The organism is Herbaspirillum seropedicae, assembly GCF_001040945.1.
GTDB lineage: Bacteria > Pseudomonadota > Gammaproteobacteria > Burkholderiales > Burkholderiaceae_D > Herbaspirillum > Herbaspirillum seropedicae.
In genome coordinates, this window is the sequence record NZ_CP011930.1 from 427,115 (window position 1) to 449,094 (window position 21,980).

22 protein-coding genes are annotated in these 21,980 nt (G+C 64.7%); 19 read left to right on the plus strand and 3 right to left on the minus strand.

Features of this window, described 5'->3' with window-relative positions:
* Window positions 1-12: 12 nt before the first annotated feature.
* A complete protein-coding gene (locus ACP92_RS01950; RefSeq protein WP_232284892.1) occupies window positions 13-936 on the minus strand; it encodes a helix-turn-helix transcriptional regulator in 924 nt (307 codons plus the stop codon).
* Between the two features lie 394 nt (window positions 937-1,330).
* On the opposite strand from ACP92_RS01950, the gene ACP92_RS01955 reads away from it, so the two are divergent.
* The 11 genes from ACP92_RS01955 (at window position 1,331) to ACP92_RS02005 (ending at window position 12,463) form a co-directional block, all read left to right on the plus strand.
* Complete coding sequence (locus tag ACP92_RS01955) at window positions 1,331-3,034, plus strand: methyl-accepting chemotaxis protein (protein WP_013232439.1); 1,704 nt, start codon at window positions 1,331-1,333, stop codon at window positions 3,032-3,034.
* Window positions 3,035-3,041: 7 nt separating this feature from the next.
* Window positions 3,042-3,365 (plus strand): hypothetical protein, encoded by a 324-nt coding sequence (locus ACP92_RS01960; protein WP_013232440.1) that lies wholly within the window; start codon window positions 3,042-3,044, stop codon window positions 3,363-3,365.
* A gap of 75 nt (window positions 3,366-3,440) precedes the next feature.
* A complete protein-coding gene (mpl, locus tag ACP92_RS01965) occupies window positions 3,441-4,823 on the plus strand; it encodes a UDP-N-acetylmuramate:L-alanyl-gamma-D-glutamyl-meso-diaminopimelate ligase (RefSeq protein ID WP_013232441.1) in 1,383 nt (460 codons plus the stop codon).
* Window positions 4,820-5,410: a YqiA/YcfP family alpha/beta fold hydrolase gene (locus ACP92_RS01970; protein ID WP_013232442.1), complete on the plus strand. Its 591-nt coding sequence runs from the start codon at window positions 4,820-4,822 to the stop codon at window positions 5,408-5,410. The genes mpl and ACP92_RS01970 overlap by 4 nt, the downstream gene beginning before the upstream one ends.
* The gene (locus ACP92_RS01975; RefSeq protein ID WP_013232443.1) at window positions 5,410-6,015 is read left to right on the plus strand and encodes a chorismate--pyruvate lyase family protein; all 606 of its coding nucleotides are present in this window, start codon (window positions 5,410-5,412) and stop codon (window positions 6,013-6,015) included. The genes ACP92_RS01970 and ACP92_RS01975 overlap by 1 nt, the downstream gene beginning before the upstream one ends.
* Window positions 6,016-6,031: 16 nt before the next feature.
* Window positions 6,032-8,086 carry a ribonuclease catalytic domain-containing protein gene (locus tag ACP92_RS01980; RefSeq protein WP_013232444.1) on the plus strand — a complete coding sequence of 685 codons (2,055 nt, stop codon included), beginning with the start codon at window positions 6,032-6,034 and terminating at the stop codon, window positions 8,084-8,086.
* Between the two features lie 67 nt (window positions 8,087-8,153).
* A complete protein-coding gene (gene tolA, locus ACP92_RS01985) occupies window positions 8,154-9,035 on the plus strand; it encodes a cell envelope integrity protein TolA (RefSeq protein ID WP_041310023.1) in 882 nt (293 codons plus the stop codon).
* An 88-nt stretch (window positions 9,036-9,123) separates the two neighbouring features.
* Window positions 9,124-9,939 carry a shikimate dehydrogenase gene (gene aroE / locus ACP92_RS01990; protein ID WP_013232446.1) on the plus strand — a complete coding sequence of 272 codons (816 nt, stop codon included), beginning with the start codon at window positions 9,124-9,126 and terminating at the stop codon, window positions 9,937-9,939.
* Between the two features lie 26 nt (window positions 9,940-9,965).
* The gene (gene mtgA, locus ACP92_RS01995) at window positions 9,966-10,673 is read left to right on the plus strand and encodes a monofunctional biosynthetic peptidoglycan transglycosylase (protein WP_013232447.1); all 708 of its coding nucleotides are present in this window, start codon (window positions 9,966-9,968) and stop codon (window positions 10,671-10,673) included.
* Window positions 10,674-10,893: 220 nt separating this feature from the next.
* Entirely contained in the window at window positions 10,894-11,859 is a 966-nt protein-coding gene (corA, locus tag ACP92_RS02000) for a magnesium/cobalt transporter CorA (protein ID WP_013232448.1), read from the plus strand.
* Window positions 11,860-11,992: 133 nt separating this feature from the next.
* A complete protein-coding gene (locus ACP92_RS02005) occupies window positions 11,993-12,463 on the plus strand; it encodes a glycine zipper 2TM domain-containing protein (RefSeq protein WP_013232449.1) in 471 nt (156 codons plus the stop codon).
* A 75-nt stretch (window positions 12,464-12,538) separates the two neighbouring features.
* Here the strand turns inward: ACP92_RS02005 and ACP92_RS02010 are convergent, their stop codons facing one another.
* Together ACP92_RS02010 and ACP92_RS02015 are read right to left on the minus strand one after the other, a co-directional pair.
* On the minus strand, window positions 12,539-13,666 hold the full coding sequence (locus ACP92_RS02010; protein WP_013232450.1) for an anhydro-N-acetylmuramic acid kinase: 1,128 nt from the start codon (window positions 13,664-13,666) through the stop codon (window positions 12,539-12,541).
* Window positions 13,667-13,769: 103 nt separating this feature from the next.
* A complete protein-coding gene (locus ACP92_RS02015) occupies window positions 13,770-15,167 on the minus strand; it encodes a M23 family metallopeptidase (protein WP_041310025.1) in 1,398 nt (465 codons plus the stop codon).
* Between the two features lie 257 nt (window positions 15,168-15,424).
* Here ACP92_RS02015 and tyrS point away from each other — a divergent pair, with 257 nt between their 5' ends.
* From tyrS to ACP92_RS02055, 8 genes are all read left to right on the plus strand, one after another.
* The gene (gene tyrS / locus ACP92_RS02020; protein ID WP_041310028.1) at window positions 15,425-16,675 is read left to right on the plus strand and encodes a tyrosine--tRNA ligase; all 1,251 of its coding nucleotides are present in this window, start codon (window positions 15,425-15,427) and stop codon (window positions 16,673-16,675) included.
* A gap of 12 nt (window positions 16,676-16,687) precedes the next feature.
* On the plus strand, window positions 16,688-17,161 hold the full coding sequence (dtd, locus tag ACP92_RS02025; protein ID WP_013232453.1) for a D-aminoacyl-tRNA deacylase: 474 nt from the start codon (window positions 16,688-16,690) through the stop codon (window positions 17,159-17,161).
* A gap of 86 nt (window positions 17,162-17,247) precedes the next feature.
* The gene (locus ACP92_RS02030) at window positions 17,248-17,895 is read left to right on the plus strand and encodes a YbhB/YbcL family Raf kinase inhibitor-like protein (protein ID WP_013232454.1); all 648 of its coding nucleotides are present in this window, start codon (window positions 17,248-17,250) and stop codon (window positions 17,893-17,895) included.
* 9 nt (window positions 17,896-17,904) lie between these two features.
* A complete protein-coding gene (locus tag ACP92_RS02035; RefSeq protein ID WP_013232455.1) occupies window positions 17,905-18,549 on the plus strand; it encodes a histidine phosphatase family protein in 645 nt (214 codons plus the stop codon).
* A 141-nt stretch (window positions 18,550-18,690) separates the two neighbouring features.
* On the plus strand, window positions 18,691-18,960 hold the full coding sequence (locus ACP92_RS02040; RefSeq protein ID WP_013232456.1) for a helix-turn-helix domain-containing protein: 270 nt from the start codon (window positions 18,691-18,693) through the stop codon (window positions 18,958-18,960).
* On the plus strand, window positions 18,954-20,321 hold the full coding sequence (locus ACP92_RS02045; RefSeq protein WP_013232457.1) for a type II toxin-antitoxin system HipA family toxin: 1,368 nt from the start codon (window positions 18,954-18,956) through the stop codon (window positions 20,319-20,321). The genes ACP92_RS02040 and ACP92_RS02045 overlap by 7 nt, the downstream gene beginning before the upstream one ends.
* 163 nt (window positions 20,322-20,484) lie before the next feature.
* On the plus strand, window positions 20,485-21,507 hold the full coding sequence (gene dusB, locus ACP92_RS02050) for a tRNA dihydrouridine synthase DusB (RefSeq protein ID WP_013232458.1): 1,023 nt from the start codon (window positions 20,485-20,487) through the stop codon (window positions 21,505-21,507).
* A 178-nt stretch (window positions 21,508-21,685) separates the two neighbouring features.
* On the plus strand, window positions 21,686-21,919 hold the full coding sequence (locus ACP92_RS02055; RefSeq protein WP_006463627.1) for a Fis family transcriptional regulator: 234 nt from the start codon (window positions 21,686-21,688) through the stop codon (window positions 21,917-21,919).
* The last annotated feature ends 61 nt before the right edge of the window (window positions 21,920-21,980 follow it).

Consider the following 21,980-nt stretch of genomic DNA (forward strand, 5'->3'; position numbering starts at 1 on the left):
CCTGGGTACGGGTCAGCTACCGCTCCACTTGGCCGCCCGCCTGGCCAGGGTGGCCTGAGGGCTCTCGCCGAACTGCTTCTTGTAATAGCGCATGAACAGGTAGAGATGGGTGAAGCCCCAACTCAATGCAATGTGCTGGATATCAGCAGGAACGGCCGGATCCAGCAGGTCTTCGCGCACACGCCCCAGGCGCTGGGTGCGCAGGAACTCCATCGGTGTCATTTCCTTGTAGCGACGAAAGCCCGACTGTAGCGAGCGCACGCTGATGGCGGCATGCGCGGCGATGTCGGCCAGGGTGATCGGTGCGGACAGCCTGGCCATGATGAACTCCACGGCGCGCTTGATCTGGCGCGGCGCGGGCGCGGGTGGCCGGCGCGTCAGGGCGTGCGAATGATTGTGCGGCAGGTTGTGCAGGATCAGGTAGGAGGCCGCCTGCAGCAGATTGGCCATGGCCAGCGGCGCATTCTTCAGCGGCGCTGACCCACCCAGGCCTTCGGCGATGAGTTCGCCCAGGGACGCCAGCGGAGCCAGCACATGGGCGTCGTGCACCAGCGGTGACTGGAAACGCAATTGCCGGTGCACCGGCGCCTCCAGCAGCTGGGACAGATTGTGCGTCATGCAATGCATGGAGAAAAAGAAGCCCGTGCCCGAGGATGAGCCCAGGCTGGCGAGCTGCTGCATCCGAGCCAGGTCCAGCATGATGGCGCTGCCACTGCGGCAATGGATCAGGCCCTCGGCCGCGCGCCAGTGCAACTCGCCGCTGCGCGGAATGTAGAGACTATAGCCCTCGGCCTCGGGGATGCTGAGCATGACCCATCCAGAGGCGGTCATGGAACGGTAGAGCCCCCCCTCGGGCAGCAGGAAATATTCGCCTTCATATTGGACCGTGGCGTGTGGCGCATTCAGGTTCTCGATCTTGACACCGGTGGTGCGCAAAAAGGTGTCGGCATGGTGCGGGTCGGACAGATCGACCTTGGTGCTTGAGCCCAGGGCAGAAAAAGAGGCTTGGTTTTTGATGCGGCTTTCAATGAGAAAAGCACTCAGCGGCATTTTCTGTTGCATCCAGGGCAAATCAAGACAGGGAGCATGTCGATTTAAGTCAGAAAATGTTTAATGAATATGTAAGTTTTTACTGTGATTCTCTCTCAAGCCCTGGAGCTTCCTTCCACGGAAACGAAGCGCGCCGAAAAAATGCGCAGGAATTTTTCGGCGCGCCGGAACCTTGGTGAGGAAGCGGTTAAGTTCGGTCTATCGCGTACGCAGCAGACCGGTTTTGGCCATGGGGTCGGGCGTACTTTTCTTGCGCATCCGACTATGAAAAGGGGAAGTCATGAACTGGTTCTACAATCGCAGGATCGCCACCAAGCTGTTGCTGGCCTTTGCCTGCGTGCTGCTGTTGACAGGCGGGCTGGGCATTTTTTCCATTGTCCAGTTGCACAAGGTGAACCAGGCGGCCACGGAGCTGGCCACCAACTGGCTGCCCAGCATCCGCTCGCTCAATGACATGAAGGTGGCGCTCTCGCGCGTGCGGGCCAACCAGGCCCAGCTGGCGCTCTACGATGGCGATGAAAAGCAGAGCAGCGCAGTCATCGGCCTCATGAACAAGAACCTGGAAGCCCTGGCGGAGGCGCGCAAGCAGTACACGGGCCAGATCTCCGAGCCGGGTGAAAAAGCACTGTTTCCTGGCGTCAATGCGCGTATCGACAAATTCATTGCATTGCACGGTGACACGCTGGCCGCCGTTCGGGCCGGCAAGCTGGACGAGGCCAAGCGCCTGCTGCTGGGTCCGGCCTTCGAGAACTACCTGAGCCTGCTCAACGATCTCGACAAGCTGGCCCAGGTCAACCTGGATGGCAGCGTCCAGTCCACCCGCAGCGCCGAGACCACCTATGACCAGGCGCAGGTGTGGGTCGTGGCCATCCTGATCGGCGCATTGCTGGCAGGCCTGGCCCTGGCCTTGTTCATCGCCCGGGTAATTGCCACGCCCTTGCGCAGCGCGGGCGAGTTTGCCCATCTCATTGCCGCCGGTGACCTCACTGCCGACATCACCGCCCGCTCCGACGATGAAACCGGGCAACTGACTGCCGCGCTGGCGGCCATGAATACCAGCCTGCGCCGCATCGTCAGCCAGGTCAGGAGCGGCACCGACGCCATCGCCACCGCCTCGGGCCAGATTTCCAGTGGCAACCTGGACCTCTCCAGCCGCACCGAAGAGCAGGCCAGTTCGCTGGAAGAGACCGCCTCGGCCATGGAAGAACTGACGTCCACCGTGCGCCAGAATGCCGAGAATGCGCGCCAGGCCAACCAGCTGGCGCTGAGCGCCTCGACCATCGCCGAGGAGGGCGGCAAGGTGGTCAGCCAGGTCATCGAGACCATGGGCAGCATCGATGCGTCTTCCAAGAAGATCGTGGACATCATCAGCGTGATCGACAGCATCGCCTTCCAGACCAATATCCTCGCGCTGAATGCGGCGGTGGAAGCGGCCCGTGCCGGCGAGCAAGGGCGCGGCTTTGCCGTGGTCGCCACCGAAGTGCGCTCGCTGGCCCAGCGTTCGGCCACCGCCGCCAAGGAGATCAAGACCCTCATCGACAACTCCGTGCAGCAGGTCGGCCTGGGCAGCGGGCTGGTGCAGAAGGCCGGGGTGACCATTTCCGAGGTGGTGTCCAGTGTGCAGCGGGTCACCGATGTGATGTCCGAGATCTCGGCGGCCAGCGGCGAGCAGACCCAGGGTATCGAGCAGGTCAACCAGGCCATTACCCAGATGGATGAGGTGACCCAGCAGAATGCCGCCCTGGTGGAAGAGGCGGCCTCGGCATCGCAGTCGCTGTCGCACCAGGCCCAGCGACTCTCGGAGCTGGTCGGAGTGTTCCGCCTGCCTGGCGCAGCGCGGCAGCAAGTTCCCGAGGTGGCCGTTGTGGCCACTGCGGCGCCCGCCTACACGCCGCGACGCCCAGCAGTGGCCGGCGCCACGTCAACGGCTACGCCCGCGCTGGCCGTGGCGCAGGGGCCGGATGAACAATGGGAAACCTTCTGAGGCAGCGATGAGCAAGCCCGACAACGCAGAGCTGGACCGCATCCGGCGTGAGCTGGCGGAGGTCTATCATGAGGCCGCCTGGAAGGCGGCGGCCCTCATCACCCGGGCCAGCGCGGTCAGAGATGGTCTGGACCAGCCGTTGGAACCGGATGAATGGGAAAGCCTGCGACTGATCCTCAACCGCCTCAACAGCGCCGCCCGTCATGCCGAGCAGGTGCTCAGGCACATCAGGCGACCGTTCGGGCCGGATCGCTGCTGCGCCGGTGAGGCCGGGCTGGAGCCGGAGGACCTGCCGGCCGCCTTGCGCAGCCAGGACAAGGGCATCGCTTGAGCCCGCCGCGTCGCCGGGGGTAGGGAGGAGCCGCCGGCTCAGGTAAAATCTTGGGATTACACCCCAAGATTCGCTATGCATATACATATCCTCGGCATCTGCGGCACCTTCATGGGCGGCCTGGCCGTGCTGGCCAAAGAGGCTGGTCATACGGTGACCGGCTGCGACGCCAACGTCTATCCGCCGATGAGCACCCAGCTCGAAGCCCAGGGCATCACGCTGACCCAGGGCTTCGATGCCGCCCAGGTGGAGCTCGAGCCCGACCTGTTCGTCATCGGCAATGTCGTCTCGCGCGGCAATCCCCTGATGGAAGAAATCCTCAATCGCGGCCTGCCCTATGTGTCCGGTCCGCAATGGATGGGCGAGAACATCCTGCAAGACAAATGGGTGCTGGCCGTGGCCGGCACGCACGGCAAGACCACCACCTCGGCCATGCTGGCCTGGGTGCTGGAACATGCCGGTTATCAACCTGGCTTCCTGATCGGCGGCGTGCCGATGAACTTTGGCGTCTCGGCCCGCCTGGGCAGCGATGGCCAGGGCGGTCCTGCGCCTTTCTTCGTCATCGAAGCCGATGAATACGACACCGCCTTCTTCGACAAGCGCAGCAAGTTCGTCCACTACCGCACCCGCACGGCGGTCCTGAACAACCTCGAATACGACCACGCCGACATCTTCCCGGACCTGGCCGCCATCGAGACCCAGTTCCATCATCTGGTGCGCACCGTGCCCGGCATCGGCCGCCTGATCGTCAATGGCCGCGAGCCGGCCTTGCAGCGTGTGCTGGCGCGTGGCTGCTGGAGCGAGCGCGAAGACTTCGGCGTGGCCCAGGGCCAGTCGGGCTGGTCGCTGCTGACCCATGAAGATGGCCGTTTCGATGTCTTCTTCGATGGCCAGACGCAAGGCACCGTGGAGTGGCAACTGACCGGCGAGCACAACCGCATGAATGCGCTGGCGGCCATTGCCGCTGCCCGTCACGTGGGCGTGCCGGTGGCCCAGGCCATTGCGGCGCTGGGCGCGTTCCAGAGCGTCAAGCGGCGCATGGAACTGCGCGGCAGCGCCAATGGCGTGGCCGTCTACGACGATTTCGCCCACCATCCCACCGCCATCGCCACCACCGTGGCCGGCCTGCGCAAGAAGGTCGGCGCGGCGCGCATCCTGGCCGTGCTGGAGCCGCGCTCCAACACCATGAAGCTGGGCACCATGAAGCAAGCCCTGCCGGGCAGCCTGGCCGACGCCGACCTGGTCTTCGGTTTCGGCGCCCACACCGGGCGCGACGCGCTGGGCTGGGATCTGGGCGAGGCGCTGGCCCCGCTGGGCGCCAAGGCGGCCGCCTTCGACGACCTGGCTGCGCTGGTGCAGGCCGTCAAGGCTGCGGCGCGGCCCGGCGACCATGTGCTGGTGATGAGCAATGGCGGCTTCGGCGGCGTGCACCAGAAGCTGCTGGACGCCCTGGCATGATTCTCTACCTGCACGGCTTCCGCTCTTCGCCGCAGTCGTACAAGGCGCGCCTGATGGGGCAGCGCATGGCCGACCTGGGGTTGCAGGAGCACTACCTCTGCCCGCAATTGCCGGCCTCGCCGGCAGCGGCCATTGCCCTGGCTGGCGCGCTGGTGGCGCAGGTGGAACCGGCGCAACTGACCGTGGTCGGTTCTTCCCTGGGCGGCTTCTACGCCACCTGGCTGGCCGAACGGCTGGGCTGCCGCGCCGTGCTGCTGAACCCGGCCGTCAAGCCGCCGCGTGACCTGGAGTCGTATGTGGGCGTGAGCACCCAGTACCACTCCGATGAACCCTTCGAATTCAAGCACGAGTACATCGCCGAGCTGCAAGCACTGGTCGTGCCGGCCATCACCCGGCCCGAGCGCTATTTCCTCATCGCCGCTACCGGCGACGAGGTGCTGGACTGGCGCGAGATGGTGGCGCACTACCCGCTGGCGCGCCAGACCGTGATCCAGGGCAGTGACCACGGCATTGCCGAATTTGCCGATTACCTGGATGAGGTGCTGGCCTTCTGCGGCGTCGATCCCCACCGCAAGGCGGTGTCCTGATGCCGCGTGGTGTAGGCCGGGCCCGCTGGATGGCGCACCCGCAGGCGCTGGCAGGGCAACTGGCCGAGCAGGGCGGCGTGGCGCGGCGTACCCGCGCCTGGTTGTCCGATCCGGGTTCCATGACCTTGAAGCTCAAGGCCCGCACCGCGCATTTCACGGTGCGCCTGCTGCGCCAGCGCCCCGGCCCCATCCTGGCCGACGAGCATGCCGCACTGGGCGTGCCGGCCCGCAGCCGGGTGGTCGAGCGCGATGTGATCCTGCATTGCGACGGCCAGCCGGTGGTGTTCGGGCACACCGTCTTGTCCACCGCTTCGGTGAAGTCGGATTGGCCCTTCTTCAGCAAGCTGGGCAACACCCCGCTGGGGGCCAACCTGTTCTTTGATCCGCTGGTGGGGCGCAGCCCTATCCAGTATGCTCGCCTGGCAGCCGATCACCCTCTGATGCGCCGCATCGTGCAGGCCCTGCCTGGCTTGCCCTTGCCTCCCAGCCTCCTGGCGCGCCGCTCCCTGTTTACCCGGCGCGGCGGCGTGCTGATGGTTACCGACGTTTTCCTGCCGGCGCTGGAGCCCTTGATGCGCTCCCGGCCGGCCCATGCACCCGATTGAAAAGCGATAGACGCAGATGAATTTACTGTTCGAAGAATCCGGCGATTTCAAGGCCGGCTCCATCATGACCCAGCAGGGCGAGTCCTACCAGGTCGAGATGGCCTCCGGCAAGCGCGCCAAGGTCAAGGCGCGCGACGCACTGCTGCAGTTCGCGACCCCGGCGCCGCAGGAACTGCTGCAACAGGCCCAGGCCATCGCCGAGGAGATCGACCTGGACTTCCTCTGGGAAGTGGCCGGCGAGGAAGAATTCGGCTTCACCGAACTGGCTACCGACTACTTCGGCCATGCCCCGCTGCCGCCCGAGGCGGCCGGCCTGCTGTTGCGCCTGCACAATGCGCCGATCTACTTCTACAAGAAGGGCCGCGGCCGCTACAAGGCCGCCCCGCAAGCCTCGCTGCAGGCCGCGCTGGCCGGACTGGAAAAGAAGAAGCAGCAACTGCTGGCGCAAGCGGCCTATGTGGACGAACTCAAGGCCCACAAGCTGCCGCAGGCGTTTGCCCCGATCGCGCTGCAACTGCTGTTCAAGCCCGACAAGAACAGCATCGAATTCAAGGCCCTGGACGCCGCCGCCAAGGAAATGCAGACCACGCCGCAGCGCCTGATGCTGGCCGCCGGCGGTGTCGCTTCGCCCAAGGATCTGCACTATGCGCGCTTCCTGTTCGAGCATTTCCCCCGTGGCACCGGTTTCCCCGCCATCGATATTCCTGCGCCGCCCACGGACCTGCCCACGGCCGACGTGCAGGCCTTCTCCATCGACGACGTCACCACCACCGAGATCGACGACGCGCTGTCGGTCACGCGCCTGCCTGACGGCAAGCTGCGCGTGGGCATCCACATCGCCGCCCCGGGCCTGGCCATCAAGCGCGGCGACGCCATCGATGCGATTGCCCGTGCGCGCATGTCCACCGTCTATATGCCGGGCGAAAAGATCACCATGCTGCCTGACGAGCTGGTGGCCGCCTATACCCTGGACGCCGGCGCGGCGCGGCCGGCCCTCTCGCTCTACGCTACGCTGGACGCCACCAACTGGGCCGTGCTGGCCACCGAGACCCGTGCCGAACTGGTGCCGATCACGGCCAACCTGCGCCACAACGATCTCGACGAGCTGGTCACCGAGGAAGCGCTGGCCGAGAATCGCGGCGAGTATCCGCACAAGGATGAGATCGCGCTGCTGTGGCAATGGGTGCAATTGCTGGAGCAGGGCCGCATGGCCAAGCGCGAGAGCTTCGGCCTGCGGCCGGAACAGAACAATCGCGTGGACTTCAACTTCTACGTCGAGGACGACGTGGTCAGCATCGTGCGCCGCCGTCGCGGTGCGCCGCTGGACAAGATCGTGGCCGAACTGATGATCTTCGCCAACAGCACCTGGGGCAAGCTCATGGCCGACCATGGCGTGCCCGGCATCTACCGCGCCCAGGGTGGCGGCGCCGGCGGCTGGGCCGCCAAGATGCAGGTGCGCATGGTGACCCACGCCGCGCCCCACCAGGGCCTGGGGGTGGATCAATACGCCTGGAGCACCTCGCCGCTGCGGCGCTACACCGACCTGGTCAACCAGTGGCAGATCCTGGCCTGCATCGAGCATGGCGTGACGGCGCCGCTGGTGGCGCCCTTCAAGCCGCGCGATGCCGACCTCTTCGCCATCGTCTCCGGCTTCGACGCCGCCTATTCCGGCTATGCCGACTTCCAGTCCACCATGGAACGCTACTGGTGCCTGCGCTGGCTGGCCCAGGAAAACGCCCGTGTGGTCGACGCCGTGGTGTTGAAGGACGAGATCCTGCGCCTGGTCGATATCCCCCTGGTGTTGCGCATGCCGGGCCTGCCGCAGCTGGCGCGCGGCCTGCAGGTCAAGCTGGACCTGCTGCGCTGGGACGAGGTCGACCTGACCGTGGAGGCGCGCCTGCTGGAAGTGCCGGCCGCCGCTGCCCAGGCCGTGGACGCCGACCTGGGCGAGGAGGACGAAGACCTGCTCGAAGGGATGGCGGCGCTGGGCGAGGAAGAGGCCCCGCCGCCAGAGGAGCCGGCGGCGTCGCTGGCAGCCGATGAGAACCCGCCCGCTGAAGCGGCCCAATGATGCGCTGCTGGCGTAGAATTGCACTTTGCGCTGTGCGCAGCTGTCTTTTCTTTCCTGCTGTGAATCTGTGAATCCGTTTGCCCAACATCGTCTGCTGAGCGTGGCGCTGGGCGTCTCGCTGCTGGTGCATGGCCTGATGCTGGCCGTGCATTTCGCCGCGCCCGACGCATTCCGCCTCAAGCCATCCGACCCGGATCTCGAGGTCATCCTGGTCAACGCCAAGCATGACAAGAAACCGGTCAATGCCCAGGCGCTGGCGCAGGCCAATCTGGACGGCGGCGGCAACGCCGAGGACGGCCGCGCCAAGTCGCCGTTGCCGGACATGCAGCGGGTCGACAGTGGCGACAGCGTCAAGGCGGCGCAGCGCAAGGTGGTGGAGCTGGAACAGCAGCAGCGGCGGATGATGGCGCAACTGAAACAGTCGCAGCAGCATGTGGCCAGCGCCGAGCAGCAGAAGCAGACCGAAGCGCCGCAGCTCAACGCGCGCGACATGATCGAGACCGCGCGCGCCATGGCCCGCATGGAGGCCGAGGTGGCCCGCGACATCGAGCAATACAACAAGCGCCCGAAGAAAACCCAGATCACGCCCAGCACCCGTGAAGTGGGCTATGCCCAGTATTACAAGACCCTGCAGGACAAGATCGAGAAGGTCGGCACGCTGAACTTCCCCACCAAGGATGGCAAGAAGCTCTACGGCGAATTGCTGATCGTCATTCCGGTGTTCCAGGATGGCAGCATCTACGAGCGCGATGGCGGCGTGGTGGTCAAGTCCAGTTCCGGCAATGCCGCGCTGGACCAGGCGGCGGTGGCCATCGTGCGCCGCTCGGCGCCCTTTGGCCGCTTCCCCGACAATATGCGTACGGGCGGCCGCGATGACGTCTGGGAAATCATCACGCGCTTCCGTTTCACGCGCGACCAGGGTTTGCAGGCGCAACTGGGGGGCGGTTGACGGGCTGCTCAGCGGCGGCACCGGACAGCCGCAACGGCATCGGACCGACACAACATACAACAAGCGAACAGCGAACAGGCGAACCAACATGGATGAATACGTCGTCATCGGCAATCCCATTGCCCACAGCAAATCCCCCGATATCCATGCGCGTTTTGCCGCCCAGACCGGCCAGTCGATGAGCTACGAGCGCCTGCTGGTCCCGCTGCACGGTTTCAAGGCGGCGGTGCAGGTGTTCCAGCGGCGTGGCGGACGCGGCGCCAACATCACCGTGCCCTTCAAGCTGGAGGCGCATGCCCTGGCCGACCAGTTGACCGAGCGCGCGCGCCTGGCCGGTGCGGTCAATACCTTCAAGTTCGAAGAGGGCTGCATCCTCGGCGACAACACCGATGGCGCCGGCCTGGTCACCGACATCATGGTCAACGCCGGCCAGGCCCTGCAGGGCCGCCGCATCCTCCTGCTGGGTGCAGGCGGGGCCTCGCGCGGCGCCTTGTTGCCCTTGCTGCAGCAGCGTCCGGCCGAACTGGTGGTGGTCAATCGCACTGCCTCCCGGGCCGAGGAACTGGCCACGCAATTCGCCGCCTATGGCCCGGTGCGCAGCACCACCTTTGCCGGGCTCGAGGGGGCCTTCGATGTCATCGTCAACGCCACCTCGGCCAGCCTGTCCGACGACTTGCCGCCGCTGCCGCCGTCGGTCTATGGCAGCGAGACGCTGGCCTACGACATGATGTATGGACGCGGCCCCACCGTCTTCATGCAGAGCGCCCAGCAGCACGGCGCCCATGTGCGCGACGGCCTGGGCATGCTGGTGGAGCAGGCCGCCGAGGCCTTCCAGTGGTGGCGCGGGGTGCGTCCAGCGACCGCCGAGGTGTTCGCCAGCCTGCGCCAGCAACTGTCGCAGTGAGCCGGTCCGCCCGCAAGAGCCGTCCCATGAAATCCCTGCGCAAGCTGCTGTTCTGGATTGTCGTGCTGCCCCTGGTGCTGGTGCTGCTGATGCAGCTGTATTTCTTCGTGCAGATCTGGTGGTGGCGAGACCACAATCCCGAATCGACCAGCTTCATGCGCCAGCAACTGGCGCTGCTGCAAGAGAAGGACCCCAAGGCCCAGCTGCAATTCCGCTGGGTGCCTTATGCCCGCATCTCCAACAATCTCAAGCGCGCCATCATCGCCTCGGAGGATTCCAATTTCTCTTCCCACGATGGAGTGGACTGGGAGGCGCTGCAGAAGGCCTACGAGAAGAACGAGAAGAAGGGCAAGGTGGTGGCTGGCGGCTCGACCATCACCCAGCAGCTGGCCAAGAACCTGTTCCTCTCCGGCGAGCGCAGCTACCTGCGCAAGGGGCAGGAATTCATCATCACCTACATGCTGGAATTCCTGCTGGACAAGCAGCGCATCTTCGAGATCTACCTCAACGTGGTCGAGTGGGGCAACGGCGTCTTCGGCGCCGAGGCGGCCGCCCAGCATTACTACCGGATTCCGGCGGCCAGCCTGGGGGCCGAGCAGGCTGCGCGGCTGGCGGTGATGCTGCCGCGTCCGCGCTATTACGACCGCAATCGCGGCTCCGGCTACCTGGCCGCCCGCACCAGCCTGATCCTGCGGCGCATGAACGCCGCCACCCTGCCGGCCGTGGCCAAATAGGACGGTGCGCCATGACCGCAGCATGACAGCGCACCAGGGCGCCTGAGCGCGCCACAGACACACGCGCCGCGCTTGCCTGCGGCGGGGGTTGAACGTACACTTGCGCACGTTTCGCGCAGCGTGCCGCGCCGTCCCTCCCGGTGGCGCCGCTGCCATGCCGCCATGCCGCCTGCGGCCAGCATTCACCCTCATTCCCCCGCGTTCCAGCCAGCGAGAGCCCATGATCAATGTATTCGTGTTGCAAAACGGCCGACTCAGCCAGGTCAATATCGACAGCCGTACCGACCTGGAACAGGCCGCGCCGGTCTGGGTGGACCTGACCGAGCCGAACGACGAGGAGCGCGCCTGGGTCAAGAGCATCTACGGCGTGACCCTGCCCGACGAGGACGAGTTCAGCGACATCGAAGCCTCGGCCCGCTACTTCGAGGCCGAGAATGGCGACCTGCACCTGCGCACCGACTTCCTCTTCGAGGGCGACGACGATTCGTCCTCGACCATGACGGTGGCCTTCATCCTGGCCCGCAACATCCTGTTCTCGGTGCATGCCGAAGACCTGCCGGTGTTCCGCCTGGTGCGCATGCGCGCGCGCTCGCGGCCCGGTTCCATCGGCGACTACCGCGACGTGCTGCTGGACCTCTACGAGACCGACGCCGAATATTCCGCGGATGCCCTGGAAGGCATCTACCAGAAGCTGGAAGCGGTCAGCACCAGCGTGCTCAAGAAGAGCCTGTCGGACCAGGACGCCGCTGAAGTGCTCAACACCATCGCCCATGAAGAAGACTTGAACGGCCGCATCCGCCGCAACATGATGGATACCCGCCGCGCCGTCAGTTTCCTGATGCGCGGCCGGCTGCTCAGTTCGGAGCAGTTCGAGGACGCCCGCCAGATCCTGCGCGACATCGAATCGCTGGATGGCCACACCGCCTTCCTGTTCGACAAGATCAACTTCTTGATGGACGCCACGGTCGGCTTCATCAACATCAACCAGAACAAGATCATCAAGATCTTCTCGGTGGCCTCTGTGGCCTTCCTGCCGCCTACCCTCATTGCCAGCATCTACGGCATGAACTTCAAGATCATGCCGGAACTGGACTGGGCCATCGGTTATCCGCTGGCCATCCTGATGATGATCGGCTCGGCCATTGCGCCCTTCTGGTATTTCCGCCGGCGCGGCTGGCTGAACTGAGGGCAGCCCACGCCTGTCTGCACACGGCGACGTCGGCCTTTTTCCGACATTCTTTCCGGGGCTTTTCCGATGCCGTCACTGCGGGCGGCGCGGCACACTGGCGTCATCTCGCCTAGTTCGCAAGGAGAATCCCATGTCCGTTCGTCATCACTATGCCTCGCTGGCCATCGTCAGCCTCAGTTTCGCCGGTCTGCTGATCGGCTGCGCCAGCCCGCAGCAGCAGCCGTACGGCGCCGTGCCGCAGTCCCAGAACTATGATCGCGTCGCTTCCTATACCGGCACTGGTGTGGTCGAGGCCATCGAAGTGACCCACAAGGAAAGCAACGGCGTAGCCGGTACCGTGGTCGGCGGTGTGGCCGGCGGGCTGGTGGGCAATGCCATTGGCGGCGGCACCGGGCGGGTGCTGGCCACGGTGGCCGGCGCCGCAGGTGGCGCCTATGCCGGCAACAAGATCCAGCGTAACAATTCGGAAGGCCGCCAGGTCTACAACATCCGCGTGCGCATGGATGATGGCTCGATGCAGACCTTCGCCCAGGAAGACAATACCGATTTCCGCGTGGGCGACCGCGTGCGGCTGGATAACGGACGCATCTCCCGTTATTGAAGCCCCGTACGCTGCAATAAAAATCCCCGCCAGCAGCGGGGATTTTTATTGGGCGATCGATGGACAACGGCAGGATCAGGCCGGATAGAGCGCCCCCAGCACACGCGGGCCGCGCGCACCGGTCACCGCCGGCAGGTTGCCCGCCAACCGCTGGTCGAAACGCTGCGCCAGCCAGGCAAAGGCCAGTGCTTCCACATGCTGGGGCGCTACGCCCAGCGCAGCGGTCGACCTGACCTCCGCGCGGCCCTCCAGCTGCTGACCCAAGAGCCGCATCAGCAAGGCGTTTTCCGCCCCGCCCCCGCAGACATAGACCTGGCCGGCGTCAGCGGCATGCAGCTTGATGGCGTCGGCGATGGTGTTGGCGGTGAGCATGGCCAGGGTGGCCTGGACATCGGCCGGCGCCACTTGCTGGCCGGTGCGCAGCAGCGCGGCCTGCAGCCAGTCCAGGTGGAACAGGTCGCGGCCCGAACTCTTGGGCGGCGGGGCGTGGAAGAAGGCTTCTTCGCGCAACTGCGTCAGCAGTCCCGGATGCACCTGGCCGGAGGCGCCCCAGTCGCCATTGATGTCGTAGCTGCGCTGCTGGTGCAGATGGATCCAGCCATCCATGAGGGCGTTGCCGGGGCCGGTGTCGAAGCCATAGGCCTCTTCCTTGCCGGCCGGCAGGATGCTGATGTTGGCAATGCCGCCGATATTGACCACCACCCGCGACTGCGCCGCATCACCGAAGAGGGCGCGATGGAAGGCCGGCACCAGCGGCGCGCCCTGGCCGCCCGCGGCCACGTCGCGGCTGCGGAAGTCGGCGACGATGTCGATGCCGCTCAGCTCGGCCAGCAGCGCCGCATTGTTGGTCTGGCGGGTAAATCCCAGCTCGGGGCGATGGCGGATGGTCTGCCCATGCACACCGACCATGCGGATAGCGGCGGCGGACTTGCCCGTCTGCAGCAGCAGCTGCGCCACGCAATCGGCGTAATGCACGGCCAGCGCGTTGGCGGCCATGGCTTCGCGCTCGATCTCGTTGGGGCCGGCGGCCTGCAAGGCCATCAGGTCGGCGCGCAGGTGCGGCGGGAAGGGCACATAGGCCGCGGCCAGGGTGGCCGAGACGGACTGGCCCTGGAAGTCGGCCAGCACGCCATCGACGCCGTCGAGGCTGGTGCCCGACATCAGGCCGATATAGAGAGTGGACGGGGTGGAAGACGCGCTCATGGCAGGCAAGGTCCGGAAAAGTTCTGCAAAAGAAAAAGGGCGGTCGCTGATTCTACAGCGGCCGCCCTCGGCGCATGCGGCAGCAATGCCGGTGTGTCGTGTCTTACTTGACCGAGGCCAGTTTCACGTCCGGCGCGCCCGGCACGCGCAGCATGGCCATGCGGTGCTGCATGTCGGCCGCCACGGTGCGGAAGCGCTGCAATTGCGGGCCGGTCAGCGCCTGGTTGTTGGGCACATCCACCGACAGCGGATTGCGCGGCTGGTTGTTGACGCGGAATTCGTAGTGCAGGTGCGGGCCGGTGGCCCAGCCGGTCATGCCCACGAAGCCGATCACGTCGTTCTGGCTGACCTTCATGCCCTTCTTGATATCGGGCGCGAAGCGGCTCATGTGGCCGTAGGCGGTGGAATAGCCGCTCCAGTGCTTGATGACCACGATGTTGCCATAGCCATTCTGCTTGCCGACGAAATCGACCACGCCGTCAGCGGCCGCATGGATGGGCGTGCCGGTGGGCGCGGCGAAGTCCACGCCGGTATGCTGCTTCCACTTGCCCAGGATGGGATGCAGGCGCATCGAGAAGCCCGAGGAGATCCGGGTGAAGGCCAGCGGCGACTTCAGGAAGGCCTTCTTCAGCGACTTGCCGTCAAAGGCGTAGTAGCCGCCTCCACCGGTCTTGCTGGCCGGGTCGCTGAACCAGACGGCCTGGTAGCGGTTGCCAGCGTTGTCGAATTCGCCGGCCAGCACGCGGCCGGTGCGCACCAGGTCGCCGTTCTGCCAGAAGGTTTCATAGACCACATTGAAGCGGTCGCCGCGGCGCAGGTCGGAGGCGAAGTTGATGTTGGTGGCGAACATGTCCACCAGCTGCATGGCCACGGCGTCCGGGATCTGCACCGCATCGGTGGCGGCGAAGAGGGAGGAGAAGATCACGCCGGAGCGCATTTCCACGCGGCGCTCCAGCACGGCCGGTTGGGCTTCGGCGCTCAACTTGCCGTCGTGGCGCGAGATGACCAGGTTCTTGGGCGCGTCGCTGCCGTCATCCAGGGTGGCCGAGAGCTTGACCAGCTCGCCATTGTCATCGGTCTGCGCCACGACGCGCTTGCCGGCGCGCAACTGCATCACCGAACGCGCCAGGGTATCGGACTTGATGAAGGCCATGGCCTCATCGTCATCCACGCCCAGGCGGTTGAGCAGGGTGGCCAGGGTGTCGCCGCTGCGCACCTTCTCTTCGTTGACGTAGTACTGCGATTGCTCTTCCAGGGCGCTGATCTGATGTTGCAGATCAGGCAAGGCCAGTTCCTTGGAGATCGGGTTGACCGGGGCGTCCTTCATGTCCGGCTCGGCCGGGGCGAAGCCGGCTGCGCCGATGGTGAAGGCCGCCAGGAACAGGGCGCTGGCGCCGATGATGCGTGTCTTGGGCGAGGAGGCGGCGACTTTGTGGTGGCAGGACTGCAACACGGAGAAGCACAGGGACGAGGCGTGCTTGAGTTTATCTTGTGGGAACATGCAAACCGAATACGTTAAAATCTGATGTTTCCGTGGTCGGTAGCGGGTATGCGTGTAGCTGAAACGCGGCGCTTCCTGTCCCCTCGCCGTGTTACGCCCGCGTAGTATGAATGACCAACGCACGGTGTTGAATATCCTTTCTGCTGATGAGCTTTTTGAGGCGGCGTCGTGGCGCCCAGCAGAAAAACGAAAGTCGGAATTATAGCAACACGATTTCGCGGTCCTGTCCTACAAACGCCTATTTTTTAGTTATATCGATGAACGCAGACCAGTCTACCCCTACCGCAGCCCCTTCTAAAATGCCCCTTTCGGACAAGGTCCTGGAGGCATTGGCCATCACCAAGCGCGGCATTGACGAACTGCTCATCGAGAGCGAATTCGCGCAGAAGCTGGCGCGCGCCGAGCAAAGCGGCCAGCCGCTGCGCATCAAGCTGGGCCTGGACCCGACTGCGCCCGACCTGCACCTGGGCCATACGGTGGTGTTGAACAAGATGCGCCAGCTGCAGAACCTGGGCCACCAGGTGATCTTCCTGATCGGCGACTTCACCTCCATGATCGGCGACCCGTCTGGCCGCAACGCCACCCGCCCGCCGCTGTCGCGCGAGCAGATCGAGATCAACGCCAAGACCTACTTCGCCCAGGCCAGCCTGGTGCTGGATCCGTCCAAGACCGAGATCCGCTACAACTCCGAATGGTGCGACGCCCTGGGCAGCCGCGGCATGATCCAGCTGGCCTCGCGCTACACGGTGGCGCGCATGATGGAGCGCGACGACTTCACCAAGCGCTTCAAGGAAGGCACGCCGATCTCGGTGCATGAATTCCTCTATCCCCTGATGCAAGGCTACGACTCGGTGGCGCTGAAGTCCGACCTGGAGCTGGGCGGCACCGACCAGAAGTTCAATCTGCTGGTGGGCCGCGAACTGCAGAAGGACTTTGGCCAGGAGCCTCAGTGCATCCTGACCATGCCGCTCTTGGAAGGCCTGGATGGTGTGGAAAAGATGTCCAAGTCCAAGGGCAACTACATCGGCATCACCGAGCCGGCCAACACCATGTTCGCCAAGGTGATGAGCATTTCCGACGTGATGATGTGGCGCTACTACGACCTGCTGTCGTTCCGCTCCATGGCCGAGATCGCCGGCTACAAGGCCGAGGTCGACGCCGGCAAGAACCCGCGCGACATCAAGGTGGCCCTGGCCCAGGAAATCGTGGCGCGCTTCCACTCGCAACAGGCCGCCGAAGATGCGCTGGCCGACTTCGTGAACCGCTCCAAGGGCGGCATCCCGGACGACATCCCGGAAGTCTCGCTGACCGGCGCCCCGCTGGGCATTGGCCAGTTGTTGAAGCAGGCCAACCTGTGCGCCTCCACCTCGGAAGCACTGCGCATGGTGGAGCAGGGCGGCGTGCGCATCGACGGCACCGTCATCAGCGACAAGGGCTTGAAGGTCGAGGCCGGCCAGTGCGTGGTACAGGTGGGCAAGCGCAAGTTCGCCCGCGTCACCCTGGCGTAAGCTGGGGCGTCCATGATTGCCCTGTTGCAGCGGGTCAGCCAGGCGTCGGTGGTGGTCGACGGCCAGACGCTGGGCGCCATCGGCACTGGCCTCATGGTGCTGGTGTGCGCCGAGCGTAACGACAGCACCGCCGAAGCCGACGCCTTGCTCAAGAAACTGCTGGCCTATCGCGTCTTCGCCGACGAGGCCGGCAAGATGAATCGCAGTGTTGCCGACGTGCAAGGCGGGCTCTTGCTGATCCCGCAATTCACGCTGGCCGCCGACACCAACTCCGGCACGCGCCCGTCCTTCACCCCGGCGGCCACGCCCGAACTGGGACGGCAACTGTTCGATCACTTTGTCGCGCAGGCGCGCAGCGGCCACGGTGAGGACAAGGTCGGCACCGGCCGCTTCGGGGCTGACATGAAGGTGTCGCTGACCAACGACGGGCCGGTGACCTTCTGGCTGCAGGTCAAGCCCAAGGCCCCAGCGGTGGCGATGCAATAAACACCGGCCCGGCATTGAAGCCCGGCCGTGCGTCCCCAAATGAATTCGTAAAGCGTGTTGAATGTGGCCTTACTTTAGGAGGTGATATGAAATTCTGGAGCGATTCTTTCAAGGACGGCGCAACCATCCCCGGCGAATTCGCCTTCGCGGTCATGGACCCCAAGACCCATGTTGCCCTGTCGGGTAATCGCAATCCGCACTTCGCCTGGAGCGAACTGCCCGCCGGCACCAAGTCGCTGGCGCTGGTGGTGCATGACCCGGACGTTCCTTCGCGCGGCGACGACGTGAACCAGGAAGGCAAGACCGTGCCGTTGGAGTTGCCCCGCGTCGATTTCTATCACTGGACCCTGGTGGACATTCCCGCCAGCGTCACCGAGATCAAGGCCGGCCAGTTCAGCAATGGCGTGACCGCACGCGGCAAGCCGGGACCGGCGGTGCTGGGCGAGGTCATGCCCGGTGCCCGCCAGGGCATCAACGACTATACCGGCTGGTTTGCCGGCGACGGCGACATGCGCGGCGACTACTTCGGCTACGACGGCCCCTGCCCGCCGTGGAACGATGCGCTCGTGCACCGCTACATCTTCACCCTGTATGCGCTGGACGTGGAACAGCTGCCGGTGGCCGGCAACCTGGAAGGCTCGGTGGTGGTGACCGCGCTGCGCGACCATGTGCTGGAGCAGGCTTCCATCACCGGCCTCTACACCCTCAACCCCAACGCGGTACCGCGTAGCTGAACTGCCTGCATGACCGAGATCCTGCTGATCCGCCACGGCGAAACCGACTGGAACGTGGACAAGCGCCTGCAAGGGCATATCGACATCGGCTTGAATGCCGCCGGCCAGCGCCAGGTGCTGGCGCTGGGCGAGGCGCTGGCCGCGGAGGGCATCGACGCCGTCTTCGCCAGCGACCTGCAGCGCGCCCGCGATACCGCGCAAGCTGTGGCAGGGACGGCGGGATTGACGGTGCAGATCGATGCCGGTCTGCGCGAGCGCTGCTATGGCGCCTTCGAGGGTTTGCGCCACAGCGAGATCGAGGCGCGCTATCCCGACGCCTATCGCCAGTGGAAGGCGCGCGATCCCGACTTCCGCTACCCCGCCGGCGAGCGCGTGGCCGAGACCATGCGCGAATTCTATGAACGCTCGGTCCAGGCCATGCAGCGGGTGCTGGCCTCGGGCCGCTATGGCAAGGTTGCCATCGTCACCCATGGCGGCGTGCTGGAGTGCGTGCATCACTGGGCCAGCCAGACATCCTTCGCCCAGCCGCGTACCTTCGACATCTTCAACGCCAGCGTCAACCGTCTGCACTGGGATGGCCAGCGCGCCCATATCCGCTCCTGGGGCGAGATCGGGCACCTGCAGCGGGAGACCTTGGATGAGGTGGATCGCTAAGGGCGAGCCACATTTTACAAGCCATCATTTGTAATTCAAATATACAAATTTTGATTTGTAATTTGAAAATACAACCTGTAGTGCGTAAAACAAAAAAACAAAGTATGCTTTGTTTTTACGTCATCACGTAGCAGGGGTTGTATGAGCGAATTTCCCGTCCGCACCGGCCGCCAGCTACCTGAGCTGTTGCAGGCCTATCGCAAGCAGTCTGGCCTGACCCAAAGCGAGGTCGCGCGTCGCCTGGGCGTGACCCAGCAGAACCTGTCCTCGTTGGAGCGCAATGCCGACAAGGTGAGCGCTGAGCGCCTCATCGAGCTGCTCAATATCCTTGGCGTCGAACTGGTGTTGCGCAAGATCGAAGCGGCCCCCTCCGACGCTCTTGCTTCCCCCTCGGATACGCCCCAATGGTAACGTCACGCCGCCGCAAGCCGAAGGAGCTCGGTCTGTGGATGAATGGCAGTTTCGTGGGGACCTGGGCGCTGACAGCGCAAGGAGACAGCCTGCAATACGACGCCCGCTGGGTCGTCTCCGCCAGCGGCCGGCCATTGTCGCTTTCCCTTCCTTTCCGGCCGGGCAATCCTCCCCATCGCGGCGACCTTGTCAGGCATTATTTCGAAAACCTGCTGCCTGACAGCAAAGCCATTCGCGAGCGACTGGCACGCCGTTACCAGGCAGCCGATACCGATGCCTTCGCCCTGCTGGGCGAAGCCGGCCGCGATTGCGTGGGGGCCTTGCAGATATTGCCCCTTGGCGCCACGCCTGAGCTGTCCTGGACCATTGACGCCCGCCCCTTGCGTGAACGGGAGGTGGCCGAACTGCTGCGCCAGACCATGGAACCGACGCCCCTGGCCCTGACCCAGGGCGAAGAGTTGCGGCTTTCCATTGCCGGCGCCCAGGAAAAGACCGCCTTGCTGCGTTACCTTGACCAATGGTGTTTGCCGCATGGCGCCACGCCTACCACCCATATCCTGAAACTGCCCATGGGCCTGGTTGGCGGGCTCCAGCTCGATTTGCGCCATTCGGTCGAGAATGAGTGGCTGTGCTCACGCATCCTCGCCGCGTATGGGATGCCGGTCGCCGCCTGTGACATCTTCTGTTTCGAAGACCAGAAGGTGCTGGCGGTGGAACGCTTCGACCGCCGCTGGAGCCGGGACCCCGCGAGCGGCCAGACCATGCTGCTGCGCTTGCCGCAAGAAGACATGTGCCAGGCTACCGGCATCTCTCCCTGGTTGAAATATGAAGCCGATGGCGGCCCCGGCATGAAGGAGATCATGGCCTTGCTGGGCGGCGCTATCGATCCGGTGGCCGCGCGTCGGCATTTCTTCAAGGCGCAGCTGCTGTTCTGGATGCTGTGGGCCACCGATGGTCATGCCAAGAATTTCTCGCTGTTCCTCAAGGCGGGGGGGCGCTACGAACCCACGCCCCTGTATGACGTGCTGTCGGTGTTTCCGCTCATTGGCGAAGGGCCGGGCAAACTCTCACCCCATCGCGCGGCCATGGCCATGGCAGTACGCGCCAAGAATGCCCATCGCAAGATGAAGGACATCCTGCCCCGACACTGGATGGCGCTGGGTAGTCATTTCGGTATCGTCGCCGAGAATGGCGACGGCCCCCTTGCCATCCTGGAGGAACTGGCCGAGCAGACGGAGCAGGTCATTGCCAAGGTGCAAGCCGATCTGCCCCCAGGCTTCCCGTCAGAGCTGGCAGCCTCCATCCTGGATGGCCTGCGTCGTTCGGCAAGCAGCCTCCTGTCATTCGTTCAAACTGCGTGAAATTCCTGCCCGGTGATATAGGGAGTTGGCGTTTAATCAATAATTGATTTTGCCCAATAAATAATCAGCTCCAAAGATGTAACCACCCCCCGATTCTTGTTGGGCGGGGCCGGCAATCGCGCTAAAATAGCGCCCTTTCCCGAACCTCCCCCTGATCCACGTCGTGAACATTGGGCCTTATTCCCTGCGCAACAACGTGTTCGTCGCCCCCATGGCGGGTGTGACCGACCGTCCGTTCCGCCAGCTGTGCAAGCAGCTGGGGGCAGGGTATGCCGTCTCCGAGATGGCAGCGTCCGATCCGAGGCTGTGGCAGAGCGAAAAGACGTCGCGCCGCATCAACCACGATGGCGAGATGGAACCCAAGGCGGTGCAGATCGCCGGGGCCGATCCCGTCATGCTGGCCGATTGCGCGAAGTACAACGTCGAGCGCGGCGCGCAGATCATCGACATCAACATGGGCTGCCCGGTCAAGAAGGTCTGCAACAGCTGGTGCGGTTCGGCCCTGCTGCAGGACGAGGAACTGGTGGCGCGCATCCTCGATGCAGTGGTGTCGGCGGTGGATGTGCCGGTGACGCTGAAATTCCGCACCGGCTGGAACCGCGCCAACAAGAACGCCCTGAAGATCGCTGCCCGCGCCGAAGCGGCCGGCATCGCCATGCTCACGCTGCACGGCCGCACCCGCGCCGACGGCTACAGCGGCGAGGCGGAATACGAGACCATCGCGGCCGTGAAGGCGGCCGTGAAGATCCCGGTGGTGGCCAATGGCGACATCACGACGCCCGAAAAGGCGCGTGACGTCTTGCTCCTGACCAAAGCTGACGCCGTCATGGTCGGTCGCGCCGCCCAGGGACGCCCCTGGATCTTCCGCGAGATCGACCACTTCCTGCGTACCGGCGAACACCTGCCCGCGCCGCTGGTGAGCGAAGTCGAACAGCTGATGGATGAGCACCTGCAAGCCCATTACGCGTTCTACGGCGACTACCTCGGCGTGCGCACGGCGCGCAAGCACATCGGCTGGTATGTACGCGACCTGCCGGGCGGCGAGCAGTTCCGCCGCAGCATGAACCGTATCGAGGATTGCGCGCAGCAGTTGCAGGCCGTGCGGCAGTTCTTCGCCAGCCAGGCCGCCTTCGGCGAGCGCCTGCAATACGGCCTGGCCGTGGATGAGGTGGCGCTGGCTGCCTGACCAAGCCGATGGCGCGACAGGCAAGGCAGGAGCAGGGCAGGACAGGAACGGGTATCGGATGCGCGGTGCGCAATTGATCAACCACACGGCAGGGCCACGATGGCCAGCGTCTCAGGGGAAAAACGGGACGTCTTGGCAAGCACGGGGCAGTGCCGACAAGAACAGAAGCAGCAACGCAATGAGCAAAGAAAGTATTGAGGATGTCGTCAAGAAGAGCCTGGAAAAGTATTTCCGGGATCTTGGTGAGCAGCTTCCCACCAATGTCTACGACATGGTGCTGGCCACCGTCGAAAAGCCGGTCTTCGAGACCGTGATGGCGCGCGCCGAGGGCAACCAGTCCCAGGCCGCCGAAATCCTCGGCATCAACCGCAACACGCTGCGCAAGAAATTGCAGCAGCACGGCCTGCTGTAGTCGGCCGGGCCGGCGTCCACGCGGGTGGGCGCGGCCGGGCATGCAGCTTCCTTTTCACGGT